This window comes from Rhizobium sp. AQ_MP, assembly GCF_014237835.1.
Taxonomy (GTDB): Bacteria; Pseudomonadota; Alphaproteobacteria; order Rhizobiales; family Rhizobiaceae; genus Allorhizobium.
In genome coordinates this window covers 178,921-197,841 of record NZ_JACJVI010000008.1, presented here as the reverse complement: position 1 = coordinate 197,841, position 18,921 = coordinate 178,921, and the positions used below count along the sequence as shown (strand labels likewise).

General features: G+C 62.3%; 15 protein-coding genes. 13 read left to right on the top strand and 2 right to left on the bottom strand.

Features of this window, described 5'->3' with window-relative positions; translation table 11 throughout:
• The first annotated feature begins 1 nt into the window (after nucleotide 1).
• The 5 genes from H6M51_RS13690 to exoR all read left to right on the top strand — a co-directional run bounded on the left by H6M51_RS13690 (nucleotide 2) and on the right by exoR (nucleotide 7,057).
• Nucleotides 2-982 carry a PopZ family protein gene (locus tag H6M51_RS13690; RefSeq protein WP_185810378.1) on the top strand — a complete coding sequence of 327 codons (981 nt, stop codon included), beginning with the start codon at nucleotides 2-4 and terminating at the stop codon, nucleotides 980-982.
• Between the two features lie 114 nt (nucleotides 983-1,096).
• Nucleotides 1,097-4,027, top strand: a complete 2,931-nt coding sequence (locus H6M51_RS13685) for a valine--tRNA ligase (protein ID WP_185810377.1) — start codon at nucleotides 1,097-1,099, stop codon at nucleotides 4,025-4,027.
• 435 nt (nucleotides 4,028-4,462) lie between these two features.
• On the top strand, nucleotides 4,463-5,722 hold the full coding sequence (locus tag H6M51_RS13680) for an OmpP1/FadL family transporter (protein WP_185810376.1): 1,260 nt from the start codon (nucleotides 4,463-4,465) through the stop codon (nucleotides 5,720-5,722).
• A gap of 229 nt (nucleotides 5,723-5,951) precedes the next feature.
• A complete protein-coding gene (locus tag H6M51_RS13675; protein ID WP_185810375.1) occupies nucleotides 5,952-6,233 on the top strand; it encodes a hypothetical protein in 282 nt (93 codons plus the stop codon).
• Between the two features lie 62 nt (nucleotides 6,234-6,295).
• A complete protein-coding gene (gene exoR, locus H6M51_RS13670) occupies nucleotides 6,296-7,057 on the top strand; it encodes an exopolysaccharide production regulator ExoR (protein WP_246780522.1) in 762 nt (253 codons plus the stop codon).
• Nucleotides 7,058-7,132: 75 nt separating this feature from the next.
• On the opposite strand, the gene xth is transcribed toward exoR, so the two are convergent.
• Together xth and erpA are read right to left on the bottom strand one after the other, a co-directional pair.
• Nucleotides 7,133-7,918 (bottom strand): exodeoxyribonuclease III, encoded by a 786-nt coding sequence (xth, locus tag H6M51_RS13665; RefSeq protein ID WP_185810374.1) that lies wholly within the window; start codon nucleotides 7,916-7,918, stop codon nucleotides 7,133-7,135.
• A gap of 6 nt (nucleotides 7,919-7,924) precedes the next feature.
• Entirely contained in the window at nucleotides 7,925-8,257 is a 333-nt protein-coding gene (erpA, locus tag H6M51_RS13660) for an iron-sulfur cluster insertion protein ErpA (RefSeq protein ID WP_185810373.1), read from the bottom strand.
• Between the two features lie 196 nt (nucleotides 8,258-8,453).
• On the opposite strand from erpA, the gene H6M51_RS13655 reads away from it, so the two are divergent.
• The 8 genes from H6M51_RS13655 to H6M51_RS13620 all read left to right on the top strand — a co-directional run bounded on the left by H6M51_RS13655 (nucleotide 8,454) and on the right by H6M51_RS13620 (nucleotide 18,834).
• A complete protein-coding gene (locus tag H6M51_RS13655) occupies nucleotides 8,454-9,671 on the top strand; it encodes a deoxyguanosinetriphosphate triphosphohydrolase (protein WP_185810372.1) in 1,218 nt (405 codons plus the stop codon).
• Between the two features lie 60 nt (nucleotides 9,672-9,731).
• Nucleotides 9,732-11,492 carry an arginine--tRNA ligase gene (gene argS, locus H6M51_RS13650; protein WP_185810371.1) on the top strand — a complete coding sequence of 587 codons (1,761 nt, stop codon included), beginning with the start codon at nucleotides 9,732-9,734 and terminating at the stop codon, nucleotides 11,490-11,492.
• 64 nt (nucleotides 11,493-11,556) lie between these two features.
• Nucleotides 11,557-14,616 carry an SPOR domain-containing protein gene (locus H6M51_RS13645; RefSeq protein WP_185810370.1) on the top strand — a complete coding sequence of 1,020 codons (3,060 nt, stop codon included), beginning with the start codon at nucleotides 11,557-11,559 and terminating at the stop codon, nucleotides 14,614-14,616.
• A gap of 127 nt (nucleotides 14,617-14,743) precedes the next feature.
• On the top strand, nucleotides 14,744-15,772 hold the full coding sequence (gene nagZ, locus H6M51_RS13640; RefSeq protein ID WP_246780513.1) for a beta-N-acetylhexosaminidase: 1,029 nt from the start codon (nucleotides 14,744-14,746) through the stop codon (nucleotides 15,770-15,772).
• Nucleotides 15,772-16,641 (top strand): segregation and condensation protein A, encoded by an 870-nt coding sequence (locus H6M51_RS13635; protein WP_407073583.1) that lies wholly within the window; start codon nucleotides 15,772-15,774, stop codon nucleotides 16,639-16,641. The genes nagZ and H6M51_RS13635 overlap by 1 nt, the downstream gene beginning before the upstream one ends.
• A 40-nt stretch (nucleotides 16,642-16,681) precedes the next feature.
• A complete protein-coding gene (scpB, locus tag H6M51_RS13630) occupies nucleotides 16,682-17,380 on the top strand; it encodes an SMC-Scp complex subunit ScpB (RefSeq protein ID WP_407073585.1) in 699 nt (232 codons plus the stop codon).
• A 92-nt stretch (nucleotides 17,381-17,472) separates the two neighbouring features.
• The gene (locus tag H6M51_RS13625; protein ID WP_185810369.1) at nucleotides 17,473-18,600 is read left to right on the top strand and encodes an ABC transporter ATP-binding protein; all 1,128 of its coding nucleotides are present in this window, start codon (nucleotides 17,473-17,475) and stop codon (nucleotides 18,598-18,600) included.
• Between the two features lie 12 nt (nucleotides 18,601-18,612).
• Complete coding sequence (locus H6M51_RS13620) at nucleotides 18,613-18,834, top strand: twin-arginine translocase TatA/TatE family subunit (RefSeq protein ID WP_185810368.1); 222 nt, start codon at nucleotides 18,613-18,615, stop codon at nucleotides 18,832-18,834.
• Nucleotides 18,835-18,921 lie beyond the last annotated feature (87 nt).

Here is an 18,921-nt window from a genome sequence, read left to right as displayed (position 1 = left end):
TATGGCTCAGCCAAGCGTAGCGCGTGAACCGTCCATGGAAGAGATCCTGGCATCCATTCGCCGGATCATCGAAAGCAACGATCCGGTGAATGGCGCAAGCCCCTCTCAGGATGAACCTGGGCGTTCAGAACGGCATGTGCCGGACGACGAAGACCTGGCCTATGACGGCGGCGATTTCGTGGCTGCCAATGACGCCGGACCGGCTTTCCCGATGTTCGAACGCGAACTGCCTCAGGCGGAGGCAGCACCGCGTCGCGAACCCATGCCGGAGCCGGCCATGGAGGCACCGAAGAGCGTGTCTCTGGCTGATCTTGCCGCGCGCGTTCGCTCGGCGTCCGAACGCATGGAGCGTCCGGTTCAGCCGCAGGCCCCCGCGATTTCGGCCGCTGCCGTCCAGGCCACGGTGATGATGCCGCGCCGGGAACCGTCGCCGGGCGGCGAGGAGCAGGCAAGGGCCGCAGCCCCGATGATGGCAACCCGCTTGTCGGAAATGCGTGACCAGCAGCTCCGTCCGTCCCTCCCGGCTGATGCGCCTGAGCCGGCCTTGCACCGCGCGGCTCCTGTTGCCGAGCCGTCGGCTGCTCCGGCAGCGCAGCCCTCCATTGCGCGGCTCGATCCGGTGGACGTGCGGGTCGAGCGCAAGGAGCCGACTTTCCTCGATCAGCCGATGGAGACGGTCTACGAGGTGCGCGAGGAAGAGGTCGAAGCCGTTCTGCCGCCGGTCGAGGTGAGCCAGGAACGTCCAGAGGAAAGCCGTGACCTGACGGCTCTGGTGTCCGCCGCGACCGTCGAGCAGGTCTCTCGCTCCTTCTCCGAACTCGCCGCCGCCTTTGACGGTACCGAGCGCCGGTCGCTGGACGAGATGGCCGAGGAAATGCTGCGTCCCATGCTGAAGGACTGGCTCGACGACAACCTGCCGACGCTGGTGGAGCGCCTCGTGCGGGAGGAAATCGAACGCGTCGCCCGCGGCCCGCGACGCTGACCGAACTCCCGTTGGGGATCAGGGGCCGCTCGCAGGAGCGGCCTTTTTTATTGACTTGGTTTTGCCAGTCCTATTTACAAACCCCCATCCAGAACTCGAAAATCCGGTCGGAAAATGCTCGAAAAGACCTATGATTCAGCCGCCGTCGAACCGAAGATCGCGAAAGCCTGGGAGGAGGCGGACGCCTTCCGCGCCGGCGCCAATGCGAAGCCGGGCGAGGACACCTTCACCATCGTGATCCCGCCGCCGAACGTCACCGGCTCGCTGCACATGGGTCACGCGCTGAACAACACGCTGCAGGACATCATGGTTCGCTTCGAGCGCATGCGCGGCAAGGACGTGCTGTGGCAGCCGGGCATGGACCATGCCGGCATCGCCACCCAGATGGTGGTCGAGCGCAAGCTCGCCGAAAACGGCCAGAATGTCAGCCGCCGCGACATGGGCCGCGAAGCCTTCATCGACAAGGTCTGGGAGTGGAAGGAAGAATCGGGCGGCCTGATCTTCAACCAGCTGAAGCGCCTCGGCGCCTCCTGCGACTGGTCGCGCGAACGCTTCACCATGGACGAAGGCCTGTCGGCCGCCGTCCTGGAAGTGTTCGTCACGCTCTACAAGGAAGGCCTGATCTATCGCGGCAAGCGCCTGGTTAACTGGGACCCGAAGTTCGAAACGGCGATTTCCGACCTCGAAGTCGAGAACAAGGAAGTTGAAGGCCATATGTGGCACTTCAAATATCCGCTCGCGGGTGGGGAAACCTATACCTATGTCGAGAAGGACGAAGACGGCAACGTCACCTTCCAGGAAGAGCGGAACTACATCTCGATCGCGACGACGCGGCCTGAGACCATGCTCGGCGACGGCGCAGTTGCCGTCCATCCCTCGGACGAGCGTTACGCCGCAATCGTCGGCAAGCTCTGCGAAATCCCTGTCGGACCGAAGCAGCATCGCCGTCTGATCCCGATTATCACCGACGAATACCCGGATCCGAAATTCGGCTCGGGCGCGGTCAAGATCACCGGTGCGCATGACTTCAACGACTATCAGGTCGCCCGTCGCAACAAGATCCCGCTCTATCGCCTGATGGACACCCAGGCGAAGATGCGGGATGACGGTGAGGAGTATGCCGTCTACGCCGCGCGCGCTCTGGAGATCGCCAAGACCGGTCATCTGCCGAACGAAGCCGAGGTCGATGACATCAATCTGGTCCCGGACGAGTATCGCGGCCTCGACCGCTACGAAGCCCGCAAGCGGATCGTCGAGGCGATCAATGCCGAGGGTCTCGCCGTCACCACCAAGGACGCCGAAGGTAACGACGTGCCTTACGTCGAATCCAAGAAGATCATGCAGCCCTTCGGCGACCGCTCCGGCGTCGTCATCGAGCCGATGCTGACTGACCAGTGGTTCGCCGACGCCAAGACGCTGGCCGAGCCGGCGATCGCCTCCGTTCGCGAGGGACGCACGAAGTTCGTGCCGAAGAACTGGGAAAAGACCTATTTCGAATGGATGGAAAACATCGAGCCCTGGTGCATTTCGCGCCAGCTCTGGTGGGGCCACCAGATCCCCGCCTGGTATGGTCCCGATGGCCAGGTCTTCGTCGAGAAGACGGAAGAGGAAGCGCTGCATTCGGCGATCCAGCATTACATCGCCCATGAAGGCCCCTGGAAGGCCTGGGTCGAGGAAAAGCTGGAGAACTTCAAGCCCGGCGAGATCCTGACCCGTGACGAGGACGTGCTCGACACCTGGTTCTCCTCGGCGCTGTGGCCTTTCTCGACACTCGGCTGGCCGGACGAGACGCCGGAACTGGCGAAGTACTACCAGACAGACGTTCTGGTCACCGGCTTCGACATCATCTTCTTCTGGGTCGCCCGCATGATGATGATGGGCCTGCACTTCATGAAGGATGAGGACGGCAACCCGGTCGAGCCCTTCCACACGGTCTACGTGCATGCGCTGGTTCGCGACAAGAACGGCCAGAAGATGTCGAAGTCGAAAGGCAACGTCATCGATCCGCTCGACCTGATCGACGAATATGGCGCGGACGCCCTGCGTTTCACGCTGGCGATCATGGCAGCGCAGGGTCGCGACGTGAAGCTCGATCCCGCCCGCATCGCCGGCTATCGCAATTTCGGTACCAAGCTGTGGAATGCCACCCGCTTTGCCGAGATGAACGGAGTCAAGGCCGATCCCGCCTTCCTGCCCGAGACGGCATCGCTGGCGATCAACCGCTGGATCCTGACGGAACTTGCCCGCACGGAGGGGGAAGTCACCGAAGCGATCGAAAATTATCGCTTCAACGATGCCGCAGGCTCCCTCTACCGCTTCGTCTGGAACCAGTTCTGCGACTGGTATCTGGAGCTTTTGAAGCCCGTCTTCATGGGCGAGGACGAACAGGCGAAGAAGGAAGCGCAGGCCTGCGCTGCCTATGTGCTGGAGCAGATCTACAAGCTGTTGCATCCCTTCATGCCTTTCATGACGGAGGAGCTGTGGGCCCATACGGCAGGTGAGGGCGCTTCGCGCGATACCCTGCTCTGCCATGCCGACTGGCCGGCGCCGGAATTCTCCGACGAGAATTCGGCCGCCGACATCAACTGGTTGATCGACCTCGTCACCGGCATCCGCTCGGCCCGGTCGGAGATGAACGTGCCGCCGGGTGCCGTTGCACCGCTTGTCGTCGTTGGGGCGAATGGCGTGACCCAGGAGCGACTGATCCGCCACGATGCCGCAATCAAGCGGCTTGCTCGCGTCGAGACCATCACCGTGGCCGATGTCGCGCCGAAGGGCGCGGCGCAGATCGTCGTTGGTGAGGCGACCGCCTGCTTGCCGCTGGGTGCGCTTATCGATCTCGGGGCTGAGAAGGCGCGCATCGAAAAGGCGATTGCCAAGGTAGACCAGGAGATGGCCCGCATTGCCGGCAAGCTTGGCAACGAGAAGTTCGTCGCCAATGCCAATCCCGAAGTCGTGGCCGCCGAGCGCGAACGCTATCAGGAGCTTGAAGTGCAGAAGGCGAGCCTGGAAACGGCGTTGCAGCGGGTTCTGGAGGCCGGTTGAGCCGACAACCGGTAGAAATGATATTCCAGAGGCCGGGTCTTGTGCCCGGCCTTTCCGTTTGTGCATTGCGGCAGGATCTCTGTGCCGATTTGGCAGTTCCAGATACCGATTCTGACCGGTATCTTTCGCGCAACGCCGGATCGGCCACCGCAAAACGATGCAGTTGCATATTTTCAGGTCAGTTGCATCTTCGGCAGACCTGTGGCGCAGGTGCAACGCAATGCTCGAGGATTGGAATTGTTTTTCGAGTGCGGGGAAAAAAAGCGATAAAGTTGGAAAATTCATCCAACTGCTAGGCGTTTTGACGTGCGCGTAAGCGGCGTTACGTAAAAATTTCCGCATGGGAACGTGCCTGTGATGCGTATCACCCGATTGCCATCTGGTTGCACATGTCTAGTATGCCAAATCACAGTTTTGCCTGAATTGGGGAGAGACATGGCGAACCATTTGATGAAGACAACCGCACTCGGTCTGATTGCAGCATGCGCATTCGTGGGAGGCGCGCAGGCTGGCGGTCTTGAGCGGGCCGGCTACAACATCGATCTTCTGTTCGATCCGGGCCAGTATGTGTTCGAAAGCGGCGTGACCTATGTGGCGCCGCAGCGTCGCGTTGAAAACGTAACGGATACCAATACGGCGAACACCATCGCAGGCGGTGGCAATTTGAACGGTCGTCCGACTGGCGCTGATGACTCTGAGAACTATTTCGTTCCCAAAGTTGGTTTCAAGGCAACGCTTGCTGAGGGCGTTGAGTGCTTGGCCGACTATTCGCAGCCATGGGGTGCCCATACAAAGCCGGGTACAAACTGGGCTGGTGCCAACCAGAATGTCGAGACCAAGGTCAACAGCCAGAACTTCGGCTTCACGTGCTCCTACAAGTTCGACGCTGGTCCGGGGCAGTTGCGCATCATCGGCGGCGGCTTTTACCAGGAAGTTGATGGCTTCAAGGAACGCATCGTCTTCAATCCTGCGGCTCTGGGTGGCCTTTCCGGCATCGGACGTCTGAATCTCGAGGGTGACGGCTACGGTTGGCGTATCGGTGCCGCTTACGAAATCCCTGAATACGCACTGCGCGCCAGCCTCGTGTACAACAGTGAAGTCGAATTGAACGACATCACCGGTACGCTTGACCTTCGCGGACTGCCTGTGGGTCTTGCTGGAAATCAGCTGGCGGGACGAAACACCGCCGTATTCGGCTCGACTGTGATGCCGGACTCGCTTGAGCTCAAGCTCCAGTCTGGTATCGCGCCGGACTGGCTGGCATTCGGCTCAGTAAAGTGGACCGACTGGAGCCAGCTTCAGTCTATTCCGTTCTGCGTTGTTGGCAGCACCAGCTGCTCGCGCGCAAACCAGGCGACATCGCTGGACCTGATCTATCGTGATGGCTGGACGGTTAGCGGCGGTATTGGCCACAAGCTGAACGACCAGTGGAGTGTTGCGGGCTCCGTGACCTGGGATCGTGGTACGTCGCAAGGCTTCGGCACTCAAAGTGACGTTTGGACCTTCGGTACGGGTGTATCCTACACCCCGACGAAGAATGTCGAACTGCGCGTCGCTGGTGCTGTCAGCATCCTGACGTCTGGACGCTCGGGTGCCGTTGTCGCCAACGGTGTGACCTACGGTGACGATGTTTCCTACACCTACGGCAACGACATGGCAGCCGCCGTTTCCACCTCGCTGAAGGTTCGCTTCTGATCCTTCGACGGTAAGATGTGGCAGAAGCCCGGCTCGTCCGGGCTTCTTGCGTTTTCCCCGTTTCGCCTTGTTCAGCCTTTCGAAATGTGATGATTCTGCAACATTTCATCTATCGTTTTGTCAGGGCCACGGTCGGGCCGAATTTGTCCATTTCCCGCCACAAACGAAGAGCACCGGTGTTGCCAGAAACGGCGGGGGCTGTTTCCGGTGGTGGCGTTAAGAGTTTCACATGAGCCTCTGGGGCGAAAATTCGGTGCTGAATGCAATGACTTCGGTCGCTTTTGGGGAGTGGCCAGACTGTATTGAAGGAAAATCGGAAAGATCGCTGTCGGTCGCCCCGGTCTTGCCGGAAATCAAGTTTAGTCTGCCCCACATGAAGACGAAATCGACAGGGAGCGGTGACGGAAGCTCCGATCGCACAAATGGTCATGAACCGTCTATTCATCGATTGACTGTATTCTTGAAATCGGACGCGGCTGACCTCGGCGCAAATGCGGGGCGCGGCCTGTGATGTCCATCATGACTTGGAAATTGTACGGACCCATGCGTCTCGGTGACTGGAAGACTTCGGCAATGCTTCTGACGGCAGTTTTCCTGCTGTCCTCAAGCCCGTCTGCCCGCGCCTTCGATCTAGACACCGGCGTCAATAAGGAATCCGGTCCCTTCGATCTCTTCAAGTTTGGCTTCAACGCCTACAAGAAGGGCCAGAAGGAAGAGGCGGTCGAAGCCTATCGCTACGCAGCCGAGAAGGGCCACACGGGCTCGCGCTGGGCGCTCGCCAACATGTATGCGGCGGGTGACGGTGTCGTCGAGAACGACTTCGAAGCCTTCAAGATCTATGCCGAAATCGCCAACCAGGGCATCGAACCCGGCTCGGAAGACACCGGCTTCTTCGTCAATGCATTGCTGTCGCTTGCCCGCTACTACCGGCAGGGCATTCCCGACAGTCCGGTCAAGGCGGATCTCGCCCAGGCGCGGCAGATCTATTTCCAGGTGGCCTCGACCTTCGGCGTGCCGGAGGCGCAGTTCCAGCTTGCCCGCATGATCCTGGCGGGCGAGGGCGGAGGCGTGAACGTGCAGCAGGCCAAGAAGTGGCTGAACATGGCCCGCAAGAGCGGTCATGCCGGCGCGATGTCGGTCTTCGGCAACGTGCTTTTCGAAGAGGGGCAGACCGTTCGCGGCCTCGCTTTCCTGACCGCTGCTCTCGATCGCTGCAATCCCAAGGATTGTCCATGGATGCAGGAGCTTCAGGAGCGCGCCTTCTCGCTCGCCTCGGAAGATGATCGCCGGGTCGCCGTGGCACTCGCGCCGCAGGTCTATCAGGAAAACGAGTGAGCCGGTTGGTGCGGTTCGGGAATTAAAAATGGGCGCCTTGGCGCCCATTTCAGTGTCTGCAGTTCGTCAAAGTCGTCAGAAGGCGAAATGCCCGACGACAGGCACATGGTCGGACGGTTTTTCCCACGCGCGGACATGCTTCTCGATTCCGGTTGATTGCAGTCGGTCGGAGGCTTCCGGCGACAGCATCAGGTGGTCGATGCGGATGCCGTTGTTCTTCTGCCAGGCGCCGGCCTGGTAATCCCAGAAGGAAAAGAGCGGCGTCTCGTCATGGGTGGCGCGCACGGCATCGACGAAGCCGAGGTTTTCAAGCCGCCGGAAGGCTGCCCGCGTCTGCGGCAGGAAGAGGGCGTCAGTCACCCACTGGCTCGGGTCCTTTGCGTCATGGGGCTCTGGAATGACGTTGTAGTCGCCGGCCAGGATCAGAGGCTCCTCAAGCGCCAGGCGGTCTCGCGCAAAGGCTTCCAGGCGCGCCATCCAGGCAAGCTTGTAGGGATACTTGACCGGATCGTCCGACGGGTTGCCGTTCGGCAGATAAAGCGAGACGACGCGCAACACGCCGCCATCCACCGAGAAGACACCTTCGATGAAACGCGCCTGTTCATCCGTATCGTCGCCGGGCAGGCCACGATTGACCTCGTCCGGCTTGATCTTCGAGAGCAGAGCGACGCCGTTGAAACCCTTCTGGCCATGCGTCTCGACGTGATAGCCCAGCGCTTCGATTTCGAGTCGCGGAAAACCCTCGTCGACGGATTTGATTTCCTGCAGGCAGACGATGTCGGGCTGACTGTCCTTAAGCCACTGGCACAGGTTTTCGATGCGCGCCTTGACGCCGTTGATGTTCCAGGTGGCTATCTTCATCATCACTCACACGGAGAAGCTGGTGCCGCAGCCGCAGCTCGCCACCGCATTGGGATTCTTGATCTGAAAGGACTGGCCGAGCAGGTTGTCGACGAAATCGATCTCGGACCCGGCCATGTAGATGAGCGATGTCGGGTCGATCAGGACGGTGGCGCCATCGCGCTCGATGACGATGTCGTCGCCGGCCGGCTGACCATCGAGGTCGAACTTGTAGGAAAAGCCGGAACAGCCGCCGCCTTCGACGGAAACGCGCAGTGCGGATTTCTCTGCATCGGCTGCAACGATAGCCGCGATTCGCTTTGCGGCGGCTTCGGAAAGGGTGACGGTCTCGGTGCTCATTTCGGCCTCCTGCCGGGTTCAAGGCCCGGTGAAAACGGTCCATTCGTCGCAAATCACCGCATTGTCACGCGAAAGCGTGATGATTGTTCGGCGCGACGGTCCAAAACCAGTTGGGAACCCGCAACGCCTTGCGGCTTTGTCCGCTATAGGTATGAAGGCACAAGAGTTGCGTCAATGGGGAGCAAGCGGCACGCGCATGACGATCGATCAAGCAGCACTGGGTTTTGGCACCGGGAAGCGGGCAGTATTCGCCACCGACCCGTGGAAAAGCCGTGGCCGGCTCTTCGAGGAGGGCGGAAGCCTGACCCGCTCCGAATTTCAGCGCGACCGCGACCGCATCGTCCACACGACCGCCTTTCGCCGACTGAAGCACAAGACCCAGGTCTTCATCGGTCCGGATGGCGATCACTATCGCACCCGTCTCACCCACACGATCGAGGTGGCGCAGATCGCCCGTGCGCTGGCGCGTGCCCTGAAGCTGGACGAGGATCTGGCGGAAGGTGTGGCGCTTGTCCATGATTTTGGCCACACGCCCTTCGGCCACACGGGCGAGGATGCACTGCACGAGGTGCTGAAGCCTTACGGTGGCTTCGACCACAATGCCCAGTCGCTGCGCATCGTTACCAAGCTGGAGCGGCGTTACGCCGATTTCGACGGGCTGAACCTCACCTGGGAAGCGCTGGAAGGCCTGGTCAAGCACAATGGCCCGCTGCTGACGCGGGACGGGCAGGGAACGCGTGGCCCTGTTCCGCAGCCGATCCTCGACTATTGCGAGATCCATGATCTGGAACTGGCGAGCTTTGCCGGTCTCGAAGCCCAGGTTGCCGCCATCGCCGACGACATCGCCTACAATACCCATGACATCGACGACGGCCTGCGCTCCGGCTATTTGACCTTCGAGATGCTGGAGGATGTGCCCTTCCTTGCCGGCCTGATGAAGGAAGTGCGGGATCGCTATCCGCATCTCGATCCCGACCGCTTCACCCACGAGATCATGCGCCGGCAGATCACCCGGATGGTCGAGGACGTGATCGGTGTTGCGCAGGAGCGGCTGAAAAAGGTCGAGCCGCAAAGCGTCGAGGATATCAGGGCCGCCTCGATGACGATCGCGTCCTTCTCGGATCAGATGGCCGAGACCGATAAGGCGATCAAGAAGCTGCTGTTCAGCCGCATCTACCGCCATCCCGACATCATGCGCATCAGGGCGGCGGCGGCCGAGATCGTTACCGATCTTTTCAACGCCTACATGGCCGACCCGAAGCTGATGAAGAGCCACTTCTGGGTCAACCACATCTCGGGCCTCAATGACGGACAGAAGGCGCGGCATGTGGGCGACTATCTCGCCGGCATGACCGATACCTATGCGGTGCGTACGCATCGCGAGCTGTTTGACCGGACTCCCGAATTGCGATAGGCACCCGACGAAATTCTTAAGGAAACGCCGGGGCGACGCTTCGGCGCGCAGGGACACGCCATGAACCTTTTCGCCGATTTCGAAATCCGGATCAAAGCAGCGCTCGACGAGATCGAGGCGGTGCGCGAGAAGCGCGACAGCCTCGACTTCAGCCGCATCGTCGTCGAGCCGCCGCGCGATGCAAGCCATGGCGATGCTGCGACCAATGCCGCGATGGTGCTCGCCAAGGGCATGGGCATGAACCCGCGCGCATTGGCCGACCTGATCGGCGAGAAGCTGAAGCAGGATCCTGATATCGCCGAGGTCGGCGTTGCCGGTCCGGGCTTCATCAACATTCGTCTTTCGGTCGCCTACTGGCAGCGGCTGCTTGCCACCATGATCCAGCAGGGTACGGATTTCGGCCGCTCTTCGGTTGGCAAGGGCCACAAGGTCAATGTCGAATATGTCTCGGCCAATCCGACCGGCCCGATGCATGTCGGCCATTGCCGTGGCGCCGTGGTCGGCGACACGCTCGCCAACCTGCTCGGCTTTGCCGGCTACGAAGTCACCAAGGAATACTACATCAACGATGCGGGCGCGCAGATCGACGTGCTCGCTCGCTCCGCCTTCCTGCGCTACCGCGAGGCCCTGGGCGAAACGATCGGCGAAATCCCCGCCGGCCTTTATCCGGGCGACTACCTCGTTCCGGTGGGCAAGGCGCTGGCCGATGAATACGGCACGAAGCTTCTGGCCATGCCGGAAGAGGACATGCTCGAAATCGTCAAGGCCAAGGCGATTGACGCGATGATGGCGATGATCCGCGACGATCTCGCGACCTTGAACGTCCATCACGACATCTTCTTCTCCGAGCGCACGCTCCATGCTGGAAATGCCGCGAAGATCCGCACCGCGATCAACGACCTGACCTTCAAGGGCCATGTCTATCGCGGCACGCTGCCGCCGCCGAAGGGCCAGTTGCCGGAAGACTGGGAAGACCGCGAGCAGACGCTGTTCCGCTCCACCGAAGTGGGTGACGATATCGACCGGCCGCTGATGAAGTCGGACGGGTCCTACACCTATTTCGCCGCCGACGTGGCCTATTTCAAGGACAAGTTCGACCGTGGTTTCTCCGAGATGATCTATGTGCTCGGCGCCGACCATGGTGGCTATGTGAAGCGGCTCGAGGCCGTCAACCGCGCCGTGTCCGAGGGCAAGTCGAAGCTGACCGTGCTGCTCTGCCAACTGGTCAAGCTCTACCGCGACGGCGAGCCGGTGAAGATGTCGAAACGATCAGGCGATTTCGTCACGCTGCGTGAAGTGGTCGAGGAGGTCGGCCGCGATTCGGTGCGCTTCATGATGCTCTACCGGAAGAACTCAGAACCGCTGGACTTTGACTTCGCCAAGGTGACGGAGCAGTCGAAGGACAATCCGGTCTTCTACGTGCAGTATGCCCATGCCCGCTGCATGTCGATCCTGCGTCAGGCGAAGGAAGCCTTCCCGGACCTCGAAATCGAGACGCTCGACCTCGCCGGTGCCGTAATGGGACAGATCGAAGACCCGACGGAACTGTCGCTTGTCGCAAAGCTTGCCGAATATCCCCGCATTATCGAGGCGGCAGCACTGTCGCAGGAGCCGCATCGACTTGCATTTTACCTGCATGATCTGGCAAGCTCGCTGCATGCTCACTGGAATAAGGGCAAGGATTCGCCCGAATTACGCTTTGTTAACGATAAACATAGAGAATTAACCATCGCCAGGCTTGGGCTGGTGCATGCTGTCGCCTCCGTGTTGAAGTCGGGACTGGCCATTACTGGCACCGAAGCTCCGGTAGAAATGCGATAGTATCGTCACCAATTCCCCACATTGCGCTGGCAGGCGTTGAGTCGCGTGAGTGAGTGGAACAGGTATGGTACAGAAGCAGGCTGCAAACAGCATTCGGTCGCATAGCGACGAGTTCGCCGATGATGATCCGTTGGCGGAGCTCGCCCGCATTGTCGGCTTTGACCAACCGCTGAAGCGCGAGCCGGTTGTCTCGCTGCCGCAGGCGCCGCAGATGGGGTCTGCCGAGTATAATCTCGAAGACGAGTTGATCCGCGAATTCGAGGGTTACGAAGCCTCGCCTGCTCCCTCTTCCTATGCGCCTGCGGTTTCCCCGCCGGAGCCGGTTGCGCCTCGTGCGCCCGTGATGGAAAGTTACCAGCCTGTGCAGGTGCGCGAAGAGCCGCGCTTCGAGCCTGAACCCCTCGCATTCGAGGCTGCGCCGCTGCCGTCCTATGAGGTGCAGCCTGTCGCCTACGCCGCCACGGCGCTCGGCGATGTCGATGTCTCCGGGCCGGGCGTTGATCTGTCTGAGTCTGCCCGCGATGAGCGGCAGGTCCTTGCCGAAGCGCAAGTGGTTCAGCAGGCCGAGCCTGAGCTCTCCTTCGATCTGGCTGATGAGCTTGAATATTCGATGGCGGATGCGGATGTCCTGCCGGCTGTTGCCGCCGCACAGCAGAAGCCTGTCCAGTCGGAGCCGCCGCGCCTGCGTCTGCCGCTTGCAAATTTTGCAGCCCAGCCGGTTCGTCGTGCCGAGCCTGAGCTCGTCGTGGAGCCGAGCCGCAGTTCCTTCGACATCCAGGATTTCGATGCGGCCCCGCTGCCGGAGGTCTCGGTCGCAAAAGCACCCGCTGTCCTCGATTTCGGCAAGGCGAGTTTTGACTGGGCTTCCGGTCCGGTCGAGCCGATCCCGGCGATTGCCTCTCCGTCGGAGCCGATCGTGCCCCCGGTGCAGATGGAATACACGGCGCGCACCGATGGTCCGGCGGCAGCGGTGGAGCAGCGCGCACCATCGACACCGATCACGCCGGTCGCAGCCCCTATGCAGATGGCGGACCCTTCGCAGCGCGACGAGCCTGACTTCAGCTTCGATTTCCTGAACGAATTGGCGCTCGACGAGAATGTCGAGGTTGCGCCGAAGGCGGAAGTCTCGGCGCCGGCGCGCCCGGCCCCGAAGGCCTCCGAGGATGATTTCGATCCGTTCCATGATCAGGATTTCGACCTCCAGCTCGATGATATCGAGCTTGATCTGTCGGAACTCGATGTCGCTCCGGAGAAGCCGGCAACGCCGGCGGCGCCGGTGGTTGCTGCGCCGGTTTTCGCCGCAGCGGCTGCTTCCGTCGCGCCGGTTCGGACGCAGCCTGCCATGGCTTCCCCATCCTATCGCCCGGAACCCTTCCAGCCGTCCTACTCCTCGGCGCCTTCCGGTCCCGCTACGACGTATCAGGCGCCGATCGCAGCGCCTGTGCAGTCCTCAGAGCCGATGCGCCCGGTGGCACCTGCCGGCGACAACTTCGGTTTCGATCCCTCCGAGATCTCCGAGCAGGACGATCTTGTCGAAACTCTGATCGGGCTGGACGTGCCTGATGTTCCGATCGCCGAGACGCGTGCTCCTCAGACGACCCAGCCGGATTATGACTTCGACATCGATGCGGAACTCGCCACGCTGTTCGAAGAGCCGGCGGCGCCCATTTCGCGGCAGGCCACTCCGGTCACGGCGAGCGCGGTTGCGCCGGTCGCTGTCCAGGCCCCGGCGTCTGCGTCACGTGCTTCCTCAGCGCCCATCGATGAATTCGATGCCTTCGAAAAGGCGCTGCAGGAAGATTTCCGCAGCACCATGAGAACACCAGGCGGCTTCGAGCCGGAAAGCCGTGGCCACATCGAGATTGCGGGAGAAGGGCGCGGTTTCCGCTTCCGACATATCAAGCCGTATCTGATGGCTGGCACTGCGGTGATTGTCCTTCTGGCGGGCGCCGGTGGCCTCTATGCCTGGCTCGGCAGCGGCGCCGTTGGCACGCTGAGCGGCGGTGAGCCTGTGGTCATTGCGGCGGATGACACGCCCGTGAAGATCGTTCCGGAGGATCCGGGCGGAAAGTCGGTGCCGAACCAGGACAAGGCGGTTTATGACCGTGTCGCCGGCAACGGTGTCGAGGATCCCAAGCAGCCAAGCCTGATTTCCTCGGAAGAAGAGCCTGTTGACGTTGTGCAGCGGACGCTGATCCCCGAGACCGTTCCCCTCGAAGGGGCAAACGACAGCATGGCGACTCCGGTCGGTGAGACCGAAGATCCCCGTCTCCTGCCGGAGGGTCAGTCTCAACAGGCAGCCGCCGAAGATCCGGCGACCATTACTCCGCGCCGTGTGCGCACCATGATCGTCCGTCCGGATGGAACGCTCGTCGCTCAGGAGGTCCCGGCTGACCCGGCCCCGGCGCCGATCCAAACGGCTGCTGCAGCGCCGCAGCAGGCCGCAGCCGAGGCACCGGTGCTTGCCGCACCGAGCGTGCCGACCGCGAATACGGGCGACACTGTCCAGACCGTTGACACCCGCGTGGTGACACCGGGCGGTCCTACGGATGCGGCTGCCCCGGCTGCCCCGGCGGCGACCTCTGCCCCGACCAACGTGGCGGCCGCCGCAGCCCCGGCTGACGTGCAGACGGCCGCCCAGTCTGCGGCTCCCGCAGCCCCTGTCGATGCGTCCGCTCCGCGCGCGCCGATCCCGACGACCCGTCCGGCCGATCAGCCGGTCAACGTTGTGGGCACCGTCACGGATCAAGGCAATCTTCGTCCGGCCCAGTCGGCTGCATCGGCGCCCGCGCCGGCACCGGCCCAGCCCGCAGCACAGACCGAAGTCGCCGCTGCATCGCCGGCTGCCGCAGCACCTGCGCCGGCAGCATCCACGCCATCGGGCGGTTTCGGCGTCCAGATTGCGTCGCTTCCCTCCGAGGCGGATGCCCAGAAGAGCTATCGCAGCCTGTCGTCCAAATTCGGCAACGTACTGGCCGGCAAGCCCTGGGAGATCCGCCAGGCCGACATCCCCGGCAAGGGCACTTTCTACCGTGTTCGTATCGTCGCGGAATCCAGGGAGCAGGCTGTGGCGATTTGCGAACAGTATCGTGCCGCCGGCGGCAGCTGCCTCGTTTCGCGCTGATCTCAGATCCGACACCCCGACGATGAAGAGGCGGAACCGCGTGTTCCGCCTCTTTTCCTGTGTATGAGCCAGCCGCGCTCTCACCCGATCCCTTCGGCTTTTTCCTCACCCTCGATATGGTCTTCCCATGACAGCAAACACCCGTCCCGCCAAAGCCATGATCCTCGGTTGCCTCGGTCAGCGTCTTACCGCCGACGAGAAGGCCTTTTATCGCGATGAGCAGCCATGGGGCTTTATCCTGTTTGGCCGAAACATCGGCGAAGCGGAGCAGGTGAAGGACCTTGTTGCAGAGATGCGCGAAACGGTCGGTGGGGCCGCCCATGTGCCGGTTCTGATCGATCAGGAAGGCGGTCGCGTACAGCGTATCCGCGAACCGATCGCGCCGCGTTATCCCTCCGGCGCCGATCTCGGTGCGCTCTACCATCAGGATGCCGAGAAGGGCCTGCGCGCTGCCTGGCTGATGTCGCGCCTGCATGCCTTCGATCTCTATCGCCTCGGCATCAATGTCGACTGCCTGCCGGTGCTCGACGTCCCGATCGAAGGCGCCTCCAACGTCATCGGCAATCGCGCCTATTCGAATGATCCGCATGTGGTCGCGAAGATGGGGCAGGCGGCGGCCGATGGCTTGAAGGCGGGTGGTGTTTTGCCGGTGATGAAACACATGCCCGGCCATGGTCGCGGCATGGCCGACAGCCACCACGAACTGCCTGTCGTGACGGTCCCGCGCGCTGAACTCGCGGCGCACGACTTCGTGCCCTTCAAGGCGCTGGCCAACGAGCTGATGGGCATGAGCTGCCATGTCGTGTATACCGACATCGACCCCGATCACCCCGCCTCGACCTCTAAGATTGTCACCGAGGAAATCCTGCGCAAGGCGATCGGCTTTGAGGGCCTGCTGATGTCCGACGATATCTCAATGAATGCGCTCAAGGGCACGATCGGCGAACGCGCGGTGCGCATTGCCGCCGCCCTCGACGTGGTCCTGCATTGCCATGGCCATATGGACGAGATGAAGGCGGTCGCGGCAGCCGTTTCGGAACTCTCCGGAAAGGCACGTGCCCGCGCCGATGCCGTGGAAGCGGCCTTCGGCCTCCCCGACACTGCCGATGAGCAGGCGTTGCGTGACGAATTCGCCAGCCTGATGGCGGTCGCCTGATGGTGCGCGGCCCGGTCCAGCCGACGATCTTGACCCGGCCCTCTCAAGGGGAGACGCCGGCACCGACGCCGATGGACAGCCTCTGGCAGGACAATGCCGAGGAGAGGGCCGCAAGCGACCCCGCACTGCTGATCGACGTCGCAGGCTTCGAAGGGCCGCTCGACCTCCTGCTTTACCTCGCCCGCAACCAGAAGGTTGATCTGGCCCGCATCTCGGTGCTGGCGCTGGCCGAGCAATATCTGCTGTTCATCGAGAGTGCGCGGCGCATCCGCATCGAACTGGCTGCGGATTACCTGGTCATGGCCGCCTGGCTTGCCTATCTCAAGTCGCGTCTTCTGATCCCGCAGCAGCCCAAGGACGACGGCCCCTCGGGCGAGGAAATGGCAGCCACGCTCGCCTTCCGCCTCAAGCGGCTCGAGGCCATGCGCGAGGCGGCGACCCGGCTGATCAATCGCAACAGGCTGGGCCGCGACGTCCATGCCCGTGGCGCGCCCGAACATGTTCCGTCACGCTCAGTCAGCGCCTACGAAGCCTCGCTTTACGACCTGCTGACGGCCTATGCCGCACTTCGCCAGCGCCAGGCGATTACCCAGGTGACGATCGAGAAGCGCCGCGTCTGGTCGCTCTCCGATGCCCGCGGCATCCTGACCCGGATGATCGGCGAAATCTCCGACTGGACGGCGCTCGACCACTTCCTCCTGCGCTATCTGCCGAGCCCCGAGGAGCGCGTGACGGCGATTGCCAGCGCCTTTGCAGCCTCGCTCGAACTGGTGCGCGAGGGACGCCTGGAGATCCGCCAGGACGGTGCCTTCCAGCCGATCTACATGCGCAGCGGCCCGAGGGCCGAGGCCTTGAAAGCGGTGGAGTAAGCCCTTGGCCGATATTGACGATCCCGGGCCGGAAGATGGTGTGGACGCGGAGGAGGGCGGTCATTCCGCATCGCTCCGCGCCGAACTCGACCGCCGTGAAGCGCTGAGGATCGCCGAAGCGCTCGTCTTCGCCTCGGCCCAGCCCGTTTCGACAGCCTTCATCGAGGAGCGTCTGCCGCGCGGCATTTCGGCCACCGAAATTCTGCATCAGCTGAAGGACGAATACGCCTCGCGCGGCGTCAATCTCGTGCAGGTCGAGGACCACTGGGCCTTCCGGACCGCGGCTGATCTTTCCTTTGCGATCCGCAATGACGAGGCCGAGGTCAAGAAGCTCTCGCGCGCGGCCCTCGAGGTTCTGGCCATCATCGCCTATCATCAGCCGGTCACCCGAGCCGAGATCGAGGACATCAGAGGCGTGCAGACGTCGAAGGGCACGCTGGATGTCCTGATGGAAGCAGGTTGGGTGCGCTTTCGCGGCCGCCGACGCTCGCCCGGCCGCCCCGTGACCCTCGGCACCACCCGCGATTTCCTCGACCATTTCGGTCTTGAGGAACTGCGCGATCTGCCGGGCCTCGAAGAGTTGAAGGGGGCAGGGCTGCTCTCCGGTCGTGTCCCCGCGAACTTCAACATCCCGCTTCCGATGGGGCATGATGAGCTTTCGGAAGAGGAAGATCCGATCACCCAGCTTGATCTGGAGGAACTCGGCCTCTTGACTCCGGGCGGTGAAGCAGAGGAATAGGGTCAGCTTTTTTGAATGGTGACCGGTCCCAGCCGGCTCGTCGGCGGTCTTGATGTCCGCGATGATCCGGTCTGAGCCGCGCGGACGGCAGAATGAACCCAGCGAAGATCCAGCATGGAGACGGCCAGCGCACGGCGGGCGTGACCTTTGCCGCGCGCCTGACCTTCGAGGACATTCATCATCGCTACCACGGCAAGGATACGATCCGCGGGGTTTCACTGACGGCGGAGCCGGGTGAGGTGTTGTGTCTTCTCGGGCCGTCCGGTTCAGGCAAGACCACGCTGCTGAGGATTGCCGCCGGCATTGAGGCCCAAGCCTCCGGCAAGGTGCTGATCAATGACCGGGAGGTCGCCGGGCCCAATACGTTTTTACCGCCGGAAAAGCGGGGCATCGGCCTGATGTTCCAGGATTTCGCCCTGTTTCCGCATATGTGCGTGCTCGACAATGTGCGCTTCGGCCTGACCGCGCTGCCGCGCAAGGAGGCGGTCGCCGAAGCCATGGCCGCCCTGGAGCGGGTAGGGCTTGCCCATTATGCCGAAAAGTTCCCGCATGCCCTCTCTGGCGGCGAGCAGCAGCGTGTGGCTTTGGCGCGGGCGCTGGCACCCCGCCCGAGCGTGCTCCTGATGGACGAGCCCTTTTCCGGTCTCGATTCGCGTCTGAAGGACACCGTGCGTGCTGACACGCTCGCAATTCTTCGTGAAACCCGCGCGACCGCCGTCGTCGTCACCCACGACGCGGAGGAGGCCATGCGCATGGCGGATCGGATCGCGCTTCTCAAGAACGGCCGGCTTGTGCAGGTCGGAACCTCTGACGATCTATATCGTCGGCCGAAAGACATTTTCGCTGCCGCCTTCTTCTCGGAGATCAACGAGTTCTCCGGTCGGGTTCGGGGTGGGCGCGTCGAAACACCGCTGGGCGCTGCCGATTCCGGCGATATCGCCGAGGGTGCCGAGGTCGAGGTCGCGGTTCGCCTCTCGGGCCTCTCGGTTCGTGAAAGCGGCGGCTCCATTCCCGCCCGCATCATTGCCCGCCGTTTCCTCGGGGTCGTCGAGCTGCTGGACCTTGCCGTGCCCGGCACCGAGCGACCCGTGCGCGCGCGCATCCGGGCTGACATCTTGTCGCCACGTGTCCGCGACGTCACGATTGCGGTTGAGCCCAAGGACATTTTGGTGTTTGAAAAGACACCGGAAAGCCCCTACATCGGGGAAACCAATATCTAAGGAGTGGCAGGCATGGGTTCGTTTAGCATTTGGCACTGGATCATCGTTCTGGCGATTGTCCTGCTTCTCTTCGGTCGCGGCAAGATCCCGGAACTCATGGGTGACGTGGCCAAGGGTATCAAGAGCTTCAAGAAGGGCATGACCGACGAGGACGAGAACGAGACGCAGACCGCCTCGAACGCCCAGCCCACGGTGACAAAGACGGTCGACCACAAGCGCGACGAGGTAAAGTGATCGGTATCAGCCGATCGGGCGGGCAGTCAAAACGGCTGCCCTTCCTTCGTTGAAATCGTGGAAGACCGGCGCCGCTACATGGCGCCC